The organism is Mycolicibacterium sp. lyk4-40-TYG-92 (assembly GCF_030209435.1).
Classification (GTDB): domain Bacteria; phylum Actinomycetota; class Actinomycetes; order Mycobacteriales; family Mycobacteriaceae; genus Mycobacterium.
In genome coordinates this window covers 1-17502 of the sequence record NZ_JARVRX010000030.1, presented here as the reverse complement: position 1 = coordinate 17502, position 17502 = coordinate 1, and the positions used below count along the sequence as shown (strand labels likewise).

At 68.3% G+C, this 17502-nt stretch carries 20 protein-coding genes and 1 pseudogene; 12 read left to right on the top strand and 9 right to left on the bottom strand.

Annotation, left to right across the window (positions count from 1 at the left end):
• Nucleotides 1-126: 126 nt before the first annotated feature.
• The gene (locus QRN63_RS28795; protein ID WP_285034492.1) at nt 127-813 is read right to left on the bottom strand and encodes a TetR/AcrR family transcriptional regulator; all 687 of its coding nucleotides are present in this window, start codon (nt 811-813) and stop codon (nt 127-129) included.
• A 111-nt stretch (nt 814-924) separates the two neighbouring features.
• Here QRN63_RS28795 and QRN63_RS28790 point away from each other — a divergent pair, with 111 nt between their 5' ends.
• Nucleotides 925-1365, top strand: a complete 441-nt coding sequence (locus QRN63_RS28790) for a nitroreductase/quinone reductase family protein (protein ID WP_285034491.1) — start codon at nt 925-927, stop codon at nt 1363-1365.
• A gap of 3 nt (nt 1366-1368) precedes the next feature.
• Here the strand turns inward: QRN63_RS28790 and QRN63_RS28785 are convergent, their stop codons facing one another.
• The 3 genes from QRN63_RS28785 to QRN63_RS28775 all read right to left on the bottom strand — a co-directional run bounded on the left by QRN63_RS28785 (nt 1369) and on the right by QRN63_RS28775 (nt 3890).
• The gene (locus tag QRN63_RS28785; protein WP_410506055.1) at nt 1369-2049 is read right to left on the bottom strand and encodes an Rv1815 family serine proteinase; all 681 of its coding nucleotides are present in this window, start codon (nt 2047-2049) and stop codon (nt 1369-1371) included.
• Nucleotides 2050-2241: 192 nt separating this feature from the next.
• A complete protein-coding gene (locus QRN63_RS28780; protein ID WP_267317685.1) occupies nt 2242-2859 on the bottom strand; it encodes a LysM peptidoglycan-binding domain-containing protein in 618 nt (205 codons plus the stop codon).
• A 161-nt stretch (nt 2860-3020) separates the two neighbouring features.
• On the bottom strand, nt 3021-3890 hold the full coding sequence (locus tag QRN63_RS28775; RefSeq protein ID WP_285034543.1) for a sterol desaturase family protein: 870 nt from the start codon (nt 3888-3890) through the stop codon (nt 3021-3023).
• Nucleotides 3891-4054: 164 nt separating this feature from the next.
• Here QRN63_RS28775 and malQ point away from each other — a divergent pair, with 164 nt between their 5' ends.
• From malQ to QRN63_RS28740, 7 genes are all read left to right on the top strand, one after another.
• Nucleotides 4055-6202 carry a 4-alpha-glucanotransferase gene (malQ, locus tag QRN63_RS28770; protein WP_267317686.1) on the top strand — a complete coding sequence of 716 codons (2148 nt, stop codon included), beginning with the start codon at nt 4055-4057 and terminating at the stop codon, nt 6200-6202.
• A 56-nt stretch (nt 6203-6258) separates the two neighbouring features.
• Nucleotides 6259-6702: a hypothetical protein gene (locus QRN63_RS28765; protein WP_285034490.1), complete on the top strand. Its 444-nt coding sequence runs from the start codon at nt 6259-6261 to the stop codon at nt 6700-6702.
• A 162-nt stretch (nt 6703-6864) separates the two neighbouring features.
• Nucleotides 6865-7764, top strand: a complete 900-nt coding sequence (locus QRN63_RS28760; protein WP_267317688.1) for a metal-dependent hydrolase — start codon at nt 6865-6867, stop codon at nt 7762-7764.
• Nucleotides 7764-8867, top strand: a complete 1104-nt coding sequence (locus QRN63_RS28755) for a PDR/VanB family oxidoreductase (RefSeq protein ID WP_285034489.1) — start codon at nt 7764-7766, stop codon at nt 8865-8867. The genes QRN63_RS28760 and QRN63_RS28755 overlap by 1 nt, the downstream gene beginning before the upstream one ends.
• 34 nt (nt 8868-8901) lie before the next feature.
• Complete coding sequence (locus QRN63_RS28750) at nt 8902-10194, top strand: serine/threonine-protein kinase (RefSeq protein WP_285034488.1); 1293 nt, start codon at nt 8902-8904, stop codon at nt 10192-10194.
• Nucleotides 10194-11081 carry an LLM class F420-dependent oxidoreductase gene (locus QRN63_RS28745; protein WP_285034487.1) on the top strand — a complete coding sequence of 296 codons (888 nt, stop codon included), beginning with the start codon at nt 10194-10196 and terminating at the stop codon, nt 11079-11081. Before QRN63_RS28750 ends, QRN63_RS28745 begins: the two co-directional genes overlap by 1 nt.
• Nucleotides 11072-11527 (top strand): nuclear transport factor 2 family protein, encoded by a 456-nt coding sequence (locus tag QRN63_RS28740; RefSeq protein ID WP_267317692.1) that lies wholly within the window; start codon nt 11072-11074, stop codon nt 11525-11527. Before QRN63_RS28745 ends, QRN63_RS28740 begins: the two co-directional genes overlap by 10 nt.
• 7 nt (nt 11528-11534) lie before the next feature.
• Here the strand turns inward: QRN63_RS28740 and QRN63_RS28735 are convergent, their stop codons facing one another.
• Nucleotides 11535-12293, bottom strand: coding sequence for a class I SAM-dependent methyltransferase (locus QRN63_RS28735; RefSeq protein ID WP_285034542.1), 759 nt, complete (start codon nt 12291-12293; stop codon nt 11535-11537).
• 94 nt (nt 12294-12387) lie between these two features.
• Here QRN63_RS28735 and QRN63_RS28730 point away from each other — a divergent pair, with 94 nt between their 5' ends.
• Together QRN63_RS28730 and QRN63_RS28725 are read left to right on the top strand one after the other, a co-directional pair.
• The gene (locus QRN63_RS28730) at nt 12388-13182 is read left to right on the top strand and encodes an LmeA family phospholipid-binding protein (protein WP_285034486.1); all 795 of its coding nucleotides are present in this window, start codon (nt 12388-12390) and stop codon (nt 13180-13182) included.
• A 45-nt stretch (nt 13183-13227) separates the two neighbouring features.
• On the top strand, nt 13228-14025 hold the full coding sequence (locus QRN63_RS28725; RefSeq protein WP_285034485.1) for an SGNH/GDSL hydrolase family protein: 798 nt from the start codon (nt 13228-13230) through the stop codon (nt 14023-14025).
• On the opposite strand, the gene QRN63_RS28720 is transcribed toward QRN63_RS28725, so the two are convergent.
• Genes QRN63_RS28720 through QRN63_RS28710 form a run of 3 tightly spaced genes read right to left on the bottom strand, consistent with a single transcriptional unit; the run spans nt 14008 to nt 15861 of the window.
• Nucleotides 14008-14382 (bottom strand): DUF732 domain-containing protein, encoded by a 375-nt coding sequence (locus QRN63_RS28720; protein ID WP_267317695.1) that lies wholly within the window; start codon nt 14380-14382, stop codon nt 14008-14010. The genes QRN63_RS28725 and QRN63_RS28720 overlap by 18 nt on opposite strands.
• A 51-nt stretch (nt 14383-14433) precedes the next feature.
• Complete coding sequence (locus tag QRN63_RS28715) at nt 14434-14997, bottom strand: hypothetical protein (RefSeq protein ID WP_036420306.1); 564 nt, start codon at nt 14995-14997, stop codon at nt 14434-14436.
• Between the two features lie 51 nt (nt 14998-15048).
• A complete protein-coding gene (locus QRN63_RS28710) occupies nt 15049-15861 on the bottom strand; it encodes a nuclear transport factor 2 family protein (RefSeq protein ID WP_285034484.1) in 813 nt (270 codons plus the stop codon).
• Nucleotides 15862-15955: 94 nt separating this feature from the next.
• On the opposite strand from QRN63_RS28710, the gene QRN63_RS28705 reads away from it, so the two are divergent.
• Nucleotides 15956-16363, top strand: coding sequence for an Rv0313 family protein (locus QRN63_RS28705; RefSeq protein WP_285034541.1), 408 nt, complete (start codon nt 15956-15958; stop codon nt 16361-16363).
• Nucleotides 16364-16457: 94 nt separating this feature from the next.
• Nucleotides 16458-16880 (top strand): hypothetical protein, encoded by a 423-nt coding sequence (locus QRN63_RS28700; RefSeq protein WP_138249432.1) that lies wholly within the window; start codon nt 16458-16460, stop codon nt 16878-16880.
• A gap of 406 nt (nt 16881-17286) precedes the next feature.
• Here QRN63_RS28700 and QRN63_RS28695 read toward each other — a convergent pair.
• Nucleotides 17287-17502: pseudogene (locus tag QRN63_RS28695) on the bottom strand (HNH endonuclease signature motif containing protein); the annotation flags it as partial.

The following is a 17502-nucleotide window of genomic DNA, read 5'->3' as shown; positions in this document are numbered from 1 at the left end:
TCGGTGGTGTCCGGCGCGGCGAGTGCGGTGGCCCCTGGACACGTGTCTGATCAGTGATCGACTAGACAATAACCTCGAGACGACACCAAGGCTAGAACGTGTTCTAGTTTTGACCCGCGGGACCCCTCACGACGGCTCGGCCAGCATGCCGACCAGCAGGTCGAGCTGCAGATCGAACACCTCAGCCGGATCACTCAGCGTGTCGGCACCGTACTGCCCGAACACCTCGATGCTGACCGCCCCGACCAGTCCGGTCCACAGCACGATGCACTTGGCCACCGCCGCGTTGTCACCGGAGAATCCGAACTCGTCGCGCAGACGGGCAAAATCGGCCGACAACGGCTGCGACACCGGCACTTCGGCCGAGCGCACGGCACCGGCGGCGATCCCGGCGTCGACAGCGCCGAACAATGTGCCGATCACCCGGGTTCCGGGACCGACCGTCCGTTCCGCCGGGGCGCGGTATCCGGGAACCGGGCTGCCGTACAACAGCGCCCAGCAGGCCGGCTGCGCCACTGCCCATGCGCGCGTCGCCCGCCCGAGCGCCTTGACCTGATCACGCCAGCCGTCGCCGGACGCAGCCACTGCGGCGTCGACGGCGTCGGCCAACTCGGTGTAGGCGTCGACCAGGAGCAGCGTGAGCAGTTCATCCCGGCTGGAGACGTACCGGTAAACCGCCGAGGACACCATGCCGAGGTCGCGGGCGACGGCCCGCAGAGACAACCCGGCGGCACCATCGGTCGCCAGCTGCCGACGGCCGAGTTCGATGATCCGACGTTCGATTCGATCCCGCGAGTCCTGACGCTTGCCCACGTGAGCCAGTCTGACACAAAACGAGATCACTGCTCTTGATTTTCCGGCCCGCGCATGTCACCGTAATTAGAGAGCAATGCTCTCGTTTTAGATATCGCAGAAAGGACCACCATGACCACTCGCTACGACCAACCCCGAGCCGTCACCCGCGCGGCGAACGAAGTCATCCGCTGGCTGGCCGAGGCCGGCATCAGCCTCGCCGGAACGAGCGCGCTACGGGTGCGTGGCCGGCGCACCGGCAAACTTCGCGGAGTCGTCGTCAACGTGCTCACAGTCGACGGCCGGCGGTACCTCGTCTCACCGCGTGGCAACACTGAATGGGTCCGCAACGCGCGCGCCGCAGGTGTCGTTCAACTGGGACCGACCTGGCGCAGCCGCGACCACGCCCTCGTCGAGGTGCCCGACGAAGCGAAAGCCGCACTGCTGCAGCAGTATCTGCAGCGGTGGTACTGGGAGGTCAAGGGTCACGTCGGCGGGCTGACGCCACAGTCCACCGAAGGCGAGATGCACCGGGTCGCCCCCACCATCCCGGTGTTCGAACTACAGGACTGACCGCTACCCGCCGGCCGTCTGCTGCACCACACCGTCGCCCGTCTGCTGGTCCGTGGCGCTCCACGAGACCGCCGCGGGGAAATGCCCCCACGTGCTGTTGAAGACGCCGACAAGGACCGCACGGTTGTCCGGGGTGACGGTGTAGACCGGACCTCCGGAGTCGCCCTTCTGGCTGACGATGCCGTTGGACATCGTGAACCAGCCGTTGTTCACGGCGTCGACGGTGCCGCACGTCTCACCGGTGACGACGCCGAAGTGGCAGACGGGTTCGCCGCGCTGCGGATTCACCGCTGGATCGGCGACGAGCATCCGCCCACCCGGCAGGATGTTGTTCACCATGACATCGCCGGCGATGTTGATGGACTCCCAGTCCGAGATCTGGTGATCGGTCGCGATGGTGGCGCCGTCCGGTGTGTTGTCCCGGAAGGTGATCATGGTGCCGATGAAGCGGCCGTCCTTGTCCGTCACCGGGCCGTTGCCACGGCAGTGACCCGCGGTGTAGCCGGTCCGCGCGACCGGGTCGACGTAACCCAGCGTGCAGCGCGTGGTGCCCTGATGGATCTCCATGCCCGGGTACACCAGCACCCCGGGATCAGCCGATGCCACCGGCGCCGGGCCTCCGACAGCGAACATCGGCACAGCGACCGCGGCTACTGCCGCGGCCCGCAAACCCCCCACAAACATGACCTTGCTCCCATCACCTCGGGACGGACGTCGCGCCAGCCTACCCCGCAAACCCGAAGCCAGGACGGGAAAGGCCCCGCCCCGGGCGACCGGCGCCCGCACCGCATCAGCAAACAATCTGCCCCGGAATCGGACGTTGAAACGCGCTGGCGGCCCGGATCTTTCGATCCGGGCCGCCAGGGTCCGTCCAGGTCAGGGAATAGTCAGGAGCTGACCGGGCTGAATCAGGTCCGGGTTGTCGATTCCGCTGGCACCGGCAATCTCCGGGTAGCGGTTGCCGTCGCCGTAGAACTGCTCGGCGATGGCCCACAGGGTGTCACCCGACTGCACGGTGTAGGTGCGCGCCGCCGGGGCCTCGGGCGCGGGCGCCGGGGCGGGCTCGGGCTCGGGGGCGATCTCGGCGGCGACCGGCTCGGCAGCCACCTCGGGCTCGGGCGCGGGCTCCGGCGCGGCCTCGACGGGCGCCGCGGGGACCTCGTCGGTGTGGGTCTCGGACGACCACTTGGCGTCGTCGCCGCTGTAGAGCACGAGGTTGCGGTCGTCCTGCAGCACGAGACGGACATTGTCGGCGCCGGCGGTCTGGCTGGCCCACACCGGCTTGTCCGGGGTGTACAGCACGAAGTTGCCGTCCTCCTGCACCTCGGCGCGCTTGACGTCCTGGCCGTCGGTGGCGGTGGCCCACACGGACTGCTCCCCTGCGTACAGCACCAGGTTGCCGTCGTCCTGCAGGACCAGCCGGTAGGCACCGTTGTTCGACGTCAGCGACTGGCCGACCTCGAGCTTCTCGCCCTTTTGAAGTGTGTCACCCATGAATGTCCAGCCCTTCGGTAATAGATTGACCGCTGTCGCTCATCGACAGTACCGACGGTTCCGGGGAACGCCAGCTTTTGCGCTCGCAGAAATCAAAACAGTTGGCAAACAATGAGTTATCGCGAAGGAATCACAGCGTTCTGACAGTGTTGACGCCCCTGTCAGCGAACTGGCGCGGATCCAGGACCCGCCTGCTGCCATCCGGGAGGACCGAAGACGTAACCCATCCGGTCACCGAATCCATTGGCCTGGCGCACATCTCGGACCATCGAGACATACTCGTGCGTCTGCAGTTTCCAGATGTCATACGTTCCAACAGGTTTGGTCAATCCGTAGTTCGGGCGCGCGGTCTCCGGCGTGAAGCTGCCGAACATCCGGTCCCAGATGATCAGGATGCCGCCGTAGTTCTTGTCGAGGTACTGCTGATCCCGGCCGTGGTGCACACGGTGGTGCGACGGCGTGTTGAAGATGTATTCGATTGGCCGCCAGAGTTTTCCGATGCGCTCGGTGTGAATCCAGTACTGGTACACCAGATTAAGCGAGAAACTGGCGAACACGATCCACGGCGGCACGCCCAGCGCCGGTAGCACGGCCTTCATCGCCAGGTCGCCCGACGGATTCCACTTCTGCCGCAGCGCGGTGGACAGGTTGAAGTACTCGCTGGAATGGTGCGCCTGGTGGGTGGCCCAGAACAGCCGTACCCGGTGGGCCATGCGGTGGTAGGTGTAATAGATCAGGTCGACGCCGAGGATCGCGATCACCCACGTGTACCAGGCGTTGCCCGGCAGGTGCCACGGCGCGACATACACGTACAGCGCCGCGTAGCCGACCAGCGCGAGGAAATTCAGCACACCGCTGGTGAACAACGACACCGCGCCCATCCAGATGCTGGCCCAGGCATCGGCGCGCAGGTAGGCGCCGGACGGTGGCCGCTGCTGTTCGTCGTGCGCGAGCTTGCGGGCCGCGCCCCACTCCAGTAGCAGCGCCACCACGAAGAACGGGATCGCGTATGAGACCGGGTCGTGCAGCATGGTGGGCAGCACGTCGGACAGCAGATCGGAACTCACGTCGACACCTCCGCGCGCAGCGTATCCGGATGCGCACCGTCCGCCGGCCGGATATGCGCCCGCAACCTCCCGTTCCGGACAAGCGGCTCAGCTCCCATGGTGCTCCGAATCGCGGCAAGATGGCGCGCATGACTGAACGCACCGCGTCGCTCGTCGAGCTCGCCCGACGCCACGGTGTGGCCACCGAGTACATCGACTGGAGCGGTGCGCAACACGCCGTCGCCGCGTCCACGCTCGTCGCCGTGCTCGCGGCGCTGGGCGTGCCCGCCGACTCCGAGGACGCGTGCACGGCGGCCCTGGCCGACCACGAGCGCACGTACTGGCAGCGCACCCTGTCCCCCACCATCGTCGGCCGGGCGGGTCAGGCATCGAGTTTCTGGGTCCATGTCACCCACGGCGCACCTGTCGGCGTGTGGATCCGGCTCGAGGACGGTTCGGTGCGGGCCGGGCTGCGCCAGCTGGAGAACAACCGGCCGCCGTTCGATCTCGGTGGCCGCCTGGTCGGCGAGGCGACCTTCGAGCTGCCCGCCGATCTTCCGCTGGGCTACCACCGGCTGCACGTCCAGGCCGGCGCTGCGGCGGATGCCGAGGCCGTCCTGATCGTGACCCCCGATGCGCTGACGCTGCCGAGCCGCCTGGGCAGCGGTCGGGCCTGGGGCCTGGCCACGCAGCTCTACAGCGTGCGTTCGCAGAACTCCTGGGGCACCGGCGATCTCACGGATCTCACCGACCTCGCCGTGTGGTCGGCCGCCCGGCACCGTGCCGATTTCATCCTGGTGAACCCGTTGCACGCCGCCGGCCCGGTGGCCCCGATGGAGCCGTCGCCGTATCTGCCCACCTCGCGCCAGTTCGCCAACCCGCTGTATCTGCGCGTGCAGGCCATTCCGGAATACACCGCCGTCCGCACGCCGGCCACGCTGCGCAAGGCGCGGGCCGACGCCCAGTCCCGCGCCGACAAGAACGACTTCATCGATCGCGACGCGGCCTGGAAGTCCAAGCGCAATGCGCTCAAGGAGGTGTACCGGGCCGGCCGCTCGGCGGGCCGGGCCGTCGCCTACGACGGCTACCGGCAACGGATCGGACGTACGCTCGACGACTTTGCGACGTGGTGCGTGCTGGCCGAGAAGCACGGCGACGACTGGCGCGACTGGCCCGCGGAATTTCAGCACCCGGACCATCCGGCGGTACGGGTCTTCGCCGAAAAGCACAGCAGCCGTATCGATTTCCATCGGTGGCTGCAGTGGCAGCTCGATGACCAGCTGACCGCCGCGCAGGCCACCGCGGTTCAGACGGGGATGTCCCTGGGCATCGTCCACGACCTGGCGGTCGGCGTGCACCCGGGCGGCGCCGACGCCTGGGCCTTGCAGGACGTGCTGGCCACCGGGGTGTCGGCCGGGGCGCCGCCGGACGAGTTCAATCAGCTCGGGCAGGACTGGTCGCAGCCGCCGTGGCGTCCGGACCAGCTCGTGGAGCGGGCCTACGAGCCGTTCCGCGCCGTGGTCAGGGCGGTGTTGCGGCACGCCGGCGGTGTCCGCATCGACCACATCATCGGTCTGTTCCGGCTGTGGTGGATTCCGGACGGTGCGACGCCGGTCGACGGCACCTACGTCCACTACGACCACGAGGCGATGATCGGCGTCCTGGCGCTGGAGGCGCACCGCGCCGGCGCGGTGGTGGTCGGCGAGGATCTGGGGACCGTCGAACCGTGGGTTCGCGACTACCTGCGCGACCGCGGCCTGCTCGGCACCTCGATCCTGTGGTTCGAGGCCGATCAGGACGGTGGCCCGCTGCCCGCGCCACGGTGGCGCGAGTACTGCCTGTCGGCGGTGACGACGCATGACCTGCCGCCGACGGCCGGCTACCTGGCCGGCGCGCATCTGCGACTGCGCCGCGACCTGGGGCTGCTGACCCGCCCTTATGAAGAAGAGGTCGCGGCCGATCACGCCGACCAACAGCGCTGGCTCGACGTCCTGCGGGCGGCGGGGTTGTTGCCACCGAACGCGCCCGATGCGATCGACGCCGACCAGACCGTCCTCGCCCTGTACCGCTACCTCACACGCACTCCGTCGCGGCTTCTGGCGCTGGCGCTGCCCGACGCCGTCGGCGACGTGCGGACGCAGAATCAGCCGGGCACCACCGACGAATATCCCAACTGGCGGGTGCCGCTGGCGGGTCCCGACGGCCGGAAAATCCTCCTCGAAGACCTGTTTTCCGATCCGCGCGCGGCCGCGTTGGCGCAGGTGATGGCCGACGCGGTGACACCGGGATTGAGTTGATTCGAGTTTCTCCACCTCGTCATCTGCGCTATCTTCGCTGTACTCGAGGAGGTCAGGTGAAGAAGCTGAAGATGCTGACGGCCAGTGCCGTGGCAGCAGGTGCGGTGGCGGTGGGTGTCACTGCGATGTTCGGCTCGTCGGTGGCCACGTCGGATCCCGGCGGTTCGAGCTCCATGAATGTGGTGGGTGAGTCCTACGCGCGCGCCGTCTCGATTCTCAAGAGCCAGGGTGTGAAGGCCACGTTCGGCGGCTCGGTCGGCAGTGATGTGCCGCAGGCGCAGTGCATCGTCGATCAGGAGAAGATGGGCAGCCACGGCCGCGTCATCCTGATGCTGAACTGCACCACCAAGGCCGTCGAGGACGCCCAGGCCGGTGCGCCTGCGGCCGGTGGCGGCGCTCCCGGCGCACCCAAGGGTCCGCAGGTCGGCTCCAACGGGGTGACGACGGTGCAGGCGACGCCTGTCGGCCCGCAGCCGGGCATGTCGGTCCCCGGTATGTAGCTGTTTGACGGAGCGGCATTCCAGCAGGTCAAGACACTGTTTTGAGCTGCCGGGATGCCGCTTCGCCAAATCGCGGCAAAACCCAGTACCGCCGTTCCCACATAAAACGCTTACACTGAATCCACTCGCAACGATGCTTGAGGATCCGGAGGTAGCCGTTCCATGCTGCGACCACAGCGTTTCGCTCACGAGGTAGACCCGGGTCCGGTGCAGATCCAGGCCCGCAACGTGGCATTCGAGACCGCGGACAAGCCGAAGTATTGGATTCCCGACCACCCGGTGTCGTCGCACCTCGTGAACCTGCTGAACGTCATGCTGCCGGCCGGCGAGCGCTGGTTCGTCGAGGTCTTCAACGAGGCACTGCCCCTCATCAAGGATCCCAAGCTCGCCGAGGATGTCCGCGGGTTCATCGGCCAGGAGGCCATGCACGCCGAGGCCCACGACACCGTGATGCACGACTACATGATCGCCTCCGGCGTCGACGTGGCGCCGCTGCTCGATCAGATCGAATTCGTCTTCCAGAGAATCCTGGCCCCGTCGAAGACCACCAATCCGCGGCGGAAGATGAACCACCTCATCGAACGGCTGTGGCTGATCGCCGCCATCGAACACTTCACCGCGGTGCTCGGCGATTTCGTGCTGAACTGCAACTGGGACGACTACGACGCCGACCCGACGCTGACCGACCTGTACCGCTGGCACGGCGCCGAGGAGGTCGAACACCGTTCGGTCGCCCATGACGTCGCCACCTACTTCCGGGACAGCTATCTGACCCGCGTCCGCGCCATGGCCGTGGCCGGGAGCGGCCTGTATGTCCTCTTCCAGCGCGGCATGCGGTTCCTGGTCAAGAGCGACCCACAACTGCAGCTGAGCTGGTGGCAGATGCAGCGGATGCGGATGAACGATTCGAAGCTCGGTCTGCTGCCCGAGTACTGGAATCTGCTGTTCGTGCAGACCCTGGCCTACTTCAAACCCAGCTACAGCCCCGAACACATGGGTTCCACGGCTCAGGCCGTCGCGTACCTCGCCAACTCCCCCGCCGCTCGCGCGGCACACCACTGATGCGCGGCCGCCCCCGGGTGCGGCTCGCTCCGCCCAGCGTGTTCGGGCTGACGCGCCACGACATGCTGGTGACCGTTGCCGACGCCGTCATCAGCGGCGGCCTCGCGGTGACGACGGCCATTCGGCGCACCCGGCCGCTGGCCACCGTCGACCGACAGATTCGGCTCCGCTTGCTCGAACGGCAGGTCGTCGCCCACGACCAGGACGTGGTGGCGCTGACGTTCGGCTCGGCCGACGGCTCCGTCCTGCCCGCCTGGCATCCCGGTTCCCACATCGACGTGCACCTGCCCAGCGGGCTCATCCGGCAGTACTCGCTGTGCGGAAATCCCGACGAGCAGGGCTCGTACCGAATTGCCGTGCGCCGCATACCGGGCGGCGGTGGCGGCTCGATCGAGGCGCATACGCTCGCGGTCGGTGACGTGATCACCACCAGCGGACCCCGCAATGCATTCCCGATGACCGTCCCGGGCTTCGGGTCACCCACGCAACGGCTGCGGTTCATTGCCGGCGGCATCGGCATCACCCCGATTCTCTCCATGCTCCACCGCGCCGAGAAGCTCGGTATCGACTGGTCGATGATCTACACCGGCCGCGGCACTGACACGCTGCCGTTCCTGGACGAACTCGCCCAATTCGGTTCTCGTGTGACGATTCGCACCGACGATGTCCACGGCCTGCCCAGTGCCGACGATCTGCTCGGCGACTGCCCGGCCGGTACCGCGGTCTACACCTGCGGCCCGGCACCGATGCTGGGCGCCATCCGCGCTCGGCTCGTCGACGCCGACGACATCGAACTGCATTTCGAGCGCTTCGCCGCACCTCCGGTGATCGACGGCCACGAGTTCAAGGTCGAGGTCGCGTCGACGGGCCAGACCGTCGCCGTCGCGGCCGACGAAACCTTGCTGACGGCACTGATCAAAGCCGGTGTGCACGCACCGTATTCGTGTCAGCAGGGCTTCTGCGGCACGTGCCGCGTGAAGGTGCTCGCCGGTGCGGTCGATCACCGTGACGGCCTGCTGACCGAAACCGAACGCGAGGCCGGTCAGGCACTGATCTGTGTGTCGCGCGCACAGGATGACGGGCCGCTGACGCTCGACCTTTGACAGAGTGCTGCCGGCACCGGTTTACGATGCCCCAATGCCAATGGCCGAGGGGACCGACTTCGCCGGGTACACCATCGTCCGGTGCCTGGGTTCCGGCGGAATGGGCGAGGTCTACGTCGCCCAGCACCCGCGGCTCCCCCGGCAGGACGCGCTCAAGGTCCTGCGCCCTGAGATGTCGACCAATCAGGAGTTCCGCGAGAGGTTCCTGCGCGAGGCGGACCTGACGGCCGCGTTGTCGCACCCGAATATCGTCGGGGTGTACGACCGCGGCGAGTTCGACGGCCAGTTGTGGATCTCGATGGAGTACGTCGACGGCATCGACGTCAGCCGCCTGCTCCGGGGTGCCGGCGGCGTAACCGACGATCAGGCGGTCGTCATCATCAGCGCGGTCGCCGACGCGCTGGACTACGCGCACCAGCACGATCTACTGCACCGCGACGTCAAGCCGGCCAACATCCTGATCAGTGACACCGATCCGGCGAGCCGGCGAATCAAGTTGGCCGACTTCGGCATTGCGCGGTGTGCCAATGACTCCGCCGGGCTGACGGCCACCAACATGACGGTCGGCACCGTGTTCTACGCCGCCCCCGAGCAGCTGACCGGCAGCCTCATCGACGGGCGCGCCGACCAGTATGCGTTGGCGGCCACCGCGTTTCAGCTCTTCACCGGCGCACCGCCGTTCGAGAACTCCAATGCCGCGGTGATCATCGGCAAGCACCTGAGCGCGGCTCCGCCTTTGCTTTCCGAGCGGCGGCCCGATCTGGCCGCCCTGGACCCGGTGCTGGCCAAAGCACTTGCCAAGGATCCCAAGGACCGGTTCGACAAGTGCGCCGATTTCGCCCGCGCCCTTCAGCACGGGTTGGGCGGTACGGGCGTAGATGCCACCATCTTGGCGCCCGCCGCGCCCGGCCGGACACAGGTCCTGCAACCCGACAAGGCCACCCGGACCCGCCGCTCACTGATCCTGCCCGTGGTGCTCACGGTGCTGTTGATGGCCACACTCGTCTTTGCAGCCATCGAGTTCACCCGCGCCAAGGACGAACAGCCGGCAGCGCCTCGTCCTGCGGCGACGACCACCACGGCGCCACCGAGCTCGGCATCGGTCGTCGCGCCCACCGAGCCGTCCGCCGCACCCACCGAGGCGACGGTCACCAGCACCGTCACAGTCGAGACCACCACCCCGCCGGCCACCACCCCGACCAACCCGACCACCACCGAAACGCCTGCGCCGGAACAGGAAACGCCGATCCGCGAATGCATGGACCGGACCGGGATGACGCGCCTGCAATGCTGGGAAGAGATTCGCCGTAGCGAGCGGCGGCGCTGATGGCACCCAAGTTCGCCGTGGTCGCCCCGGTCGCGGCCGGCGTCACCGCCGATCCGGTCTGGATGACGCAGTTCGCCCGCCACCTGGAGAGCTGTGGCTTCGAATCCATTGTGGCCGTGGAACATACGGTACTGCTGACCGAGTACTCGAGTGTCTATCCCTACGACCCCTCGGGCCGGGTCGACATTCCGGCCGACTGTGCGGTCCCGGATCCGCTGGAGCTGCTGACGTTCCTGGCCGGGCAGACGAGCACCCTGGGCCTGGCGACCGGGGTGCTGGTGCTGCCGAACCACCACCCGGTGGTGCTCGCCAAGCGGGTCACCACGCTGAATGCATTGTCCGGCGGACGGATTCGCCTGGCCGTCGGCATGGGCTGGCTGCGCGAGGAGATCGAGGCGTGCGGAGCCCCGTTCGATGAGCGCGGCCGCCGGGCCGACGAGCAGATCGACGTGCTGCGGCTGCTGTGGTCGGACCAGCCGGACGGGGCAACCCATTCCGGTGAGTTCTTCGAATTCGCCCATGCTGCTTGCTATCCCAAGCCGGTGTCGCCGATACCGATCCACATCGGCGGCCACAGCCGCGCCGCGGCCCGCCGCGCCGGCCGGCGCGGCGATGGTCTGCAGCCCCTCGGTGTCGCCGGCGCGGAACTGTCGGGCTTGATCGCGCTGATGCGGGAATCGGCCGAGCGGGCCGGCCGGGATCCCGATGCCCTCGAACTCTCCCTCGGACATCTGGTGCCCAAGGTCGACGCCGACCGGGCGGGCCGGCTCGCGGAGCTGGGCGCCGACCGCATCGTGCTGGCCATGCCACCGGTCACCGACATCGACGAGGCCAGGGACATGTTGTCGGCGTGCGCTGAACGACTCGGGCTCACGCCGTGCCGCTGACGGTCGCCGACCGGCTGGCGCTGACGGATTTGGTGCATCGCTACGCCGCGGCCGTCGACGACCGCCGGTTCGACGACGTCGTCGAACTCTTCACCAGCACAGCGGAATTGGTTCTGCCGGATCCGCCCCGAGCGCTGGACCCGGTACGGTCCGGGCACGGACCCGACGGGGTGCGGGCTGCGATGGCAGCCCTGGCCGGTGTCGCCCGCACCCAGCACGAGATCGTCGGCGAGGTCTACTCCGAGGCCGCGGACCACGCTCGCGGCCGCATCACGTGCGTCGCCCACCACTGGACCCGCGGCGCCGACTCCGGCGTCACCGATCTGGTGTGGCACCTGCGGTATGACGACGAGTACGCCCGGACCGGCGACGGCTGGCGCATCCGGCGCCGCGCCCTGACGATCAACGCCATCGAGACCCGGCCCATCCGCCGCCTGCGGGACTAGCGGCGGCCTACGTCGGCTCCGCCACGATCAGCAGCGTGTCGCCGCCGGCCTGGACGCCGCCGTCGCCGATCACCGCACCCAGTCGGGCCCGCAGCTCGGCAGCCCGGTCGGCGGGCAACACCAGGTGGTTGGAGTAGGTGAATACCAGGTCCAGCCACTGCTCGCGGCTGTACTGCTCACCGCGGGGGTAGGTCAGCTGCCGCACCGCGAAACCCGCGGCCCCCAGATCGGCCACCACGTCGTCGCTGTCCATGCCCGAGCCGGTTCCGCCGGTGGGTGTCCCGGTCACCAAAGGTGAAGCGGCATCGAGGAAGTCGCGGTAGACCTCCGCGAAGTCCGCCCGCGACGGCTGAACCGGGAACAGGCGGTTCCACGCCAGCGCCAGCCGGCCGCCCGGGGCGAGCAGCCGGCGAATCTTCGGCAGTGCCGCGGCCGGGTCGACCCAGTGGAACGACTGGGCGAACAGGACCACGTCGAAGGTGCGGCCGGCATCGTCCCAGTCCTCGAAGGTGGCCACCTCGACTGCCACGCCATGCTCGGTGGCGATCTCGGCCATCCTCGGATCCGGTTCCAGCGCAACCAGTTCCGCCCCATGCGCGATCAGCTGACGGGACGCGATCCCGGTCCCGGCGCCGACGTCGAGGACCCGGACCGAACCCGCCCCGACCAGTTCGTCGAGCATGGCCTCGGGATATCGGGGTCGGTGCCGGTCATACGACCGCGCAGCTCCGCCGAAGGAATCAGCTCGGTCGCGCTGCCGGTACAGCTCATCAGACTCAGCCACGACTCGACGCTACCGGGAGCCCGTTCCCTGGGCACCGAGTGGTGCACGGGCGGCAGATCCAGGCATGCTGGAGCCCATGACGCGTCCGCCGCGCCGGTGGGACCCGCTCCGACCGTTCGACCTGTTCACCTCGGTGGTCTCGACCGCCGCGGTGCTGCCGGTGAGCACCGGAGCGGCCGCGGCTTATCGGACGGCGTTGCTGACGGTGCGGCCGCTGGTGATCGGGCGCCGGATCACCGTCCGCCTGAGCACCAGTGACCTGGCCCTGACCGTGACGGAGTTCGATTCCCGGTGGGATGCCGGCATGTTCGCTGTCGGCCACATCGGCACCGTCAGCATCACCGCACACAAGGTGAAATGGGCTGGCACCATGCTGAATTCGATTTCGGCGAAGCTGAACAACCTGCATATCCGGCCCTCGGTTCCGCCCATGCTGGCCGCCGCACCCGTCGAATTGACGGTGGAGGTGCCGTCCGACTCGCTCGATGAGCTGATCCGGGCCGCCGAACCGCGCGTCAGCACCGAGATCGGCGGGGACGGCGTCGCCCGAATCCGGTTGTCCCGGTTCCGCTCCGGGGTCGTCGAGGTCGATCCCCACCTGCACGGCAACACGCTGTGGCTCAAGCCCCGCGGCCTGACGCTGGGCTCCGCCCGGGTGCCGGTGCCCGGGCTCGCCCCGGCATACCCGGTGCGGCTGCCCGAGCTGCCATACGGCATGACCGTGACCTCGGTTGAGCTCGGTCCGGGCGTCGTACGGTTCGGCGCGACTCTGCCGGAATGGCGGTTCGACCTGCCACGCGCCGTACTGGACGAACTGATCAACCAACTCGGCGTCGTGGGCCGTCCGCTCGATCTGATCTGGCCGGGCTGATCCGCTGCGCTGAAGATCTGCCGATCCTTCATTACAGTCACGGACGTGACCATCGGCTACTCCCGATACGTCGCGCTCGGCGACAGCCAGACCGAAGGCCTGTTGGACGGCGATGACAACACGGGGATCCACGGCTTCGCCGACCGCCTGGCCTGGCGACTCAACGCCCTACAGCCCGGACTCCGATACGCGAACCTCGCAGTGCGGGGTCGCCGCATCAGTGACGTGCTGGACCGGCAACTGCCGCTGGCCCGGGACATGAACCCCGACCTCATCACCAGCTGCATCGGGATGAACGACGTGACACGGCCGGTGCGCAGCTTCGACAAGGCGCTGGCAGACATGCGCCGCGTGCATACCGAGCTCGCCGCCACCGGCGCGACCGTCGTCACGACGACGTTTCCCGACATCGCCCGCATCCTGCCGGTCGGACGGGTGCTGAGCGGCCGGCTACGCCGGATCAATGAGGTGATCCGGGCCGACTCGGCCCACTTCGGCTTCCGGCTGGTCGACCTGTCGGCGGCCACCTCGATGTTGGACCCCGCGACCTGGGCCGTGGACAGGGTGCACGGCTCCCCGCACGGTCACCAACTGTTCGCCGATGCCGCCGCCGAGGCGCTGGGTCTGCCGGGCAGCGATCACCGCTGGGCAGAGGTCGAGGGCGAACTCGTGCTGCCGCGACTGCGCGAGCGGATGTACTCGCAGCTGATGTGGGCGCAGAACATGCTGATGCCCTGGGTGTGGCGGCACACGTTGGGCAGTTCTCGGGGCAAGGGGCTCGAGCCGAAGCGCCCGGTCATGGCGCCGCTCGACGCCAGCCCCGCGTTATCCGAGGCCGAGTAGTCCCAGCGGCAGCGGGGATTCGCCGCGGCCGAGCGCGCCCATGACCCCGGGGCAGAAGGCCGAGATCGCGAAGCCCGTGAACATCGTGGCCGGGCCCAGCGACATACCCGATCCGTCGGCGACCTTGGCCGCGGCGTCGGCCAGCGTCTGGCCGGGCTGAGCGAGCATCGGGCACACCGACTCGCCCAGCGCGACCGGATCTGAGCCGTTCGGCATCATCATGTCAGCGTTGCTGAGCGCGTTGTTGAAGGCGTCGACACCTGCATCGGCGCTGGCCGCACCGGCCGTGACCAGGCTGCCCACGAGGCCTACGGTGGTTGCTGCGATTGCGATGGCGGTGCCGAATGTGCTCTTCATGATGCCCTCATCATAGGGGAAGCAGGTTGCCGATACCGCTTCGCGGCCGTCTCAGACGCCCGTCCAGGCGCTCGCGATCCGGGTCCCGATGTCGATGACCTTGGCATCTGCACTGTTGATCTCGCCTGCCACATGGTGGGCGATGAACCGCCGGATCTCGCCGTCGACGTTACCGACGATGCGTAGCAGCTCCGCGCGGATCGACGACGACGTGACGTGGATGGCGATGTCCGACGACCGGGGCGTCTTGACGTCGATGACGAGCAGCAGCGGGTGGGCGGCCCGCGCGGTCGCGGTCAGGTTGATCTCGCCGAACACCATGAACCGGGGCCGGTCGATGCGCAGGTCCAGCGTCATGTCGATCTCCAGCGGGATGCGGATCGCAAAGGTGATCTCCTCACCGAGCGTCCTGGCCACCACCGGGTGTTTGATCTGCACCCGCGCGGTGACCTTCGCGAGCCCGCCGGGGCCCTGCGCGATGGGACCCATGTCGAAGGCCTCACCGGCGATACCGCCGATCGCGTCCGCGACACGTTCCTCACTGACGGCGACCTCGAAGAATCGTCGGCCGAATTCCTCGTAGGACATGTATTCGTGTTGTGGTTGCACTGGCATGGTGTGACTACGTTCTCATGTCGGGGACGGAAGCCGCGGCAACTGGCGGCTTCATTCGGCAAAGAGTCGCAGGCCGATGATCCCCCGGCCGGCGAGAGCCAGCTCGGCGATGACCACACCGCGGTAGCCGTCCCGCCGGACACCGGCCAGGACGTACCGGCCTGCGGCGAGCACCTTCTGCACCCGGCAGCCGGCGAGCTCCTCGACCAGTTCGGAGACGCTGAGCCGGGCGTCGGAGCCGCGGGTGAGCTGTACCGGCTCGCTGAGCCGCCGCTTGACCGCCAGCTCGTCGCCGGTCGCGGCGTCGGCCAGCAGCGCGGTCAGCGACCGTTTTGCCCGGGTACCACCGGTGCGCAGACCAGCAAGGAAACCCACCGCGCCGCCGGGCCCCTGGTTGCGCAGCAGCGCGCCCGAGAGCCCCAACCCCGCCGGCAGCGCCGCGGCGCCGCACCGCACGAACTGCACGACCATGCCCGGCAGCTCCCAAAATGCTTGCAGCCGAGAGATTTTCAGCGACGGGTCGGACCCCTCGGTCACCACGTCGTACTGCAGGTAAACCGGAATGCGCAGCTGCACGTTGGTACCCATGTGCACTTCCAGCTCCAGGTCACGCACGACGGTGTTTCCGACCACGATGTCGGTGTCCCGGTGGAACACGATGGTGCGCGGCCCGATGAAGGTGTCGTAGAACTGCCCGATGGCGCGGTGCCCGACGTGCGGCCGCGAACCGACCGGGTCCTCGACGCGGCCATCGGCGCTGAACAGACCCACCCAGGCGGCCTTGTCGTGCGCGGCCGTGGCGGCGGGCGAACGCTCGACGGTGGCCAGGAGGTCGTCGCGGGTCGGCGATTGCGGTACGGACATGTCTCCATCGTCCACCACCGCCGAGTTCAGCTGCGAGGGGATGGCCGGCGGATCGCCGTGGCAGATGTGGCCGATGGCGCGCACACTGGTCGGTATGAGCAACAACGGCCCGTTCGGCATCGATCCGGAAGAGTTCGATCGCGTTCTGCGCGAGACGGGCGAGGGCATCCGCGGCGTGTTCGACCGCCTCGGGCGCGGTGCCGCCTGGGCCAACGTGGTGAACGACCTGACCCGGACGCCGCGGCCCGCCGCACAGCCCGAGACCACCGGCGACACGGGCGACGGAGTGTGGGTGGTGTACACCGTGGCCGCGGACGGCGGGGCACACGTCGAGGAGGTCTACCCCTCCGAACTGGAGGCCCTGCGGGCCAACAAGAACAACACCGACCCGTCCCGGAAGGTCAGGTTCCTCCCGTACGGCATCGGGGTGAGTGTGTTGGACGCACCGGAGCAGGTGAGTCCGTCCCAGGACGACCAAACGCCGCGGCCCGAACCCCACTGATATTGACCTTCCGACAATATCCCCGGCGACGCGGCTGACACGCTACGCTTTGCCACATTGTCGTGTGGCAGTAGTGCGAGGGGAGATGACCAGGATGTTTCGGGTACTGACGGTGGCCGCGGCGATCGCCGGAACCGCCATCGGGCTGGCACCGTTCGCGAGCGCCGATCCGGCCCTGGGCGGCAGCGACGATCCCGGCCGCTACCCCACCGACGTCCCCGGCATGAACTACCAGGCCGTCAACGGCGCGCCGTGCGACAACCACGACATCTTCATCTTCGGCCGCGGCCCGGGTGGCGCCTCGATGGCCTGTCACTGGATCCCCAACCAGTGGCCGCCGGTCGACACCGGATTCTGGGGCTACTCCTACGCGATCCAGGGTGTGAAGGACATCGGTTCGCCGTGCCCGGGCCCGCAGACCGCTGCGCAGGCCCCGGACGGCCGCCCGCTGCTGTGCCTCGGCCCGCAGGGCTGGCAGCCCGGCTTCAAGACCGGTGACGGCTTCTTCCCGAGCTGACCGACTCCCGGCCTGACCGCCATGCCTGACCCGCGGCCCTACTGACTGACCGAACCTCGGCGTGACTTGCCTCGGTGACCACTGCGGCCCTGGGTGTCGCCGCCGACCCTTGGTGGTAGGTCGCAGCCAATTCGTCTGCAGCGCACCATATTCGCCTCTCGTAGTTGTCGCCAACCGGTAGGAGTCTGCGGGGCCTGCGTCGGTGGCCCACCCGTGCATAGCTGCCGAAGCTTCATATCGAACCCGCGCGCATGGGACGGCCCGCCGAACCAAGGCACTGCGGCAGGGTCTTGTTCGCCTTTATCCACGCAGCGGGTTTGCCGCAGCCGCACGGCTCGCGCGGCGACACCGTCCGCCCCTTAGCAAGGCGGCCGCCAGCCCGGCGCGACCAGCTCAGCGCGCCGTATCACCTTGCGGGACTGTCGCTTTCACCATCGCAGTCGGCGTCTCCGCCGCGCTCTGTGGTGTACAGCGTGGGGCGGTGGTGCTGGTTGGTGCGGGGTTGGCCGACATCGAGTAGTGGTGGTGGGGTCCAGTGGGTGCGGCCGTCGGGGCCCATGGTGGTGCTCCAGCCGCCGGTGTCGGCGAGGCGGTTGTCGGGTCCGCAGGCCAGGGTGAGGTT

Bases quoted from the DNA above. Each gene is read 5' to 3' on its own strand.
- QRN63_RS28755 (WP_285034489.1), top strand. From the start codon at position 7,764: ATGCGCGGCCGCCCCCGGGTGCGGCTCGCTCCGCCCAGCGTGTTCGGG.
- QRN63_RS28760 (WP_267317688.1), top strand. From the start codon at position 6,865: ATGCTGCGACCACAGCGTTTCGCTCACGAGGTAGACCCGGGTCCGGTG.
- QRN63_RS28745 (WP_285034487.1), top strand. From the start codon at position 10,194: ATGGCACCCAAGTTCGCCGTGGTCGCCCCGGTCGCGGCCGGCGTCACC.
- malQ (WP_267317686.1), top strand. From the start codon at position 4,055: ATGACTGAACGCACCGCGTCGCTCGTCGAGCTCGCCCGACGCCACGGT.
- QRN63_RS28785 (WP_410506055.1), bottom strand. From the start codon at position 2,049: ATGTTTGTGGGGGGTTTGCGGGCCGCGGCAGTAGCCGCGGTCGCTGTG.
- QRN63_RS28705 (WP_285034541.1), top strand. From the start codon at position 15,956: ATGAGCAACAACGGCCCGTTCGGCATCGATCCGGAAGAGTTCGATCGC.
- QRN63_RS28750 (WP_285034488.1), top strand. From the start codon at position 8,902: ATGCCAATGGCCGAGGGGACCGACTTCGCCGGGTACACCATCGTCCGG.
- QRN63_RS28780 (WP_267317685.1), bottom strand. From the start codon at position 2,859: ATGGGTGACACACTTCAAAAGGGCGAGAAGCTCGAGGTCGGCCAGTCG.
- QRN63_RS28700 (WP_138249432.1), top strand. From the start codon at position 16,458: ATGTTTCGGGTACTGACGGTGGCCGCGGCGATCGCCGGAACCGCCATC.
- QRN63_RS28715 (WP_036420306.1), bottom strand. From the start codon at position 14,997: ATGCCAGTGCAACCACAACACGAATACATGTCCTACGAGGAATTCGGC.
- QRN63_RS28710 (WP_285034484.1), bottom strand. From the start codon at position 15,861: ATGTCCGTACCGCAATCGCCGACCCGCGACGACCTCCTGGCCACCGTC.
- QRN63_RS28730 (WP_285034486.1), top strand. From the start codon at position 12,388: ATGACGCGTCCGCCGCGCCGGTGGGACCCGCTCCGACCGTTCGACCTG.
- QRN63_RS28775 (WP_285034543.1), bottom strand. From the start codon at position 3,890: ATGCTGCACGACCCGGTCTCATACGCGATCCCGTTCTTCGTGGTGGCG.
- QRN63_RS28790 (WP_285034491.1), top strand. From the start codon at position 925: ATGACCACTCGCTACGACCAACCCCGAGCCGTCACCCGCGCGGCGAAC.
- QRN63_RS28720 (WP_267317695.1), bottom strand. From the start codon at position 14,382: ATGAAGAGCACATTCGGCACCGCCATCGCAATCGCAGCAACCACCGTA.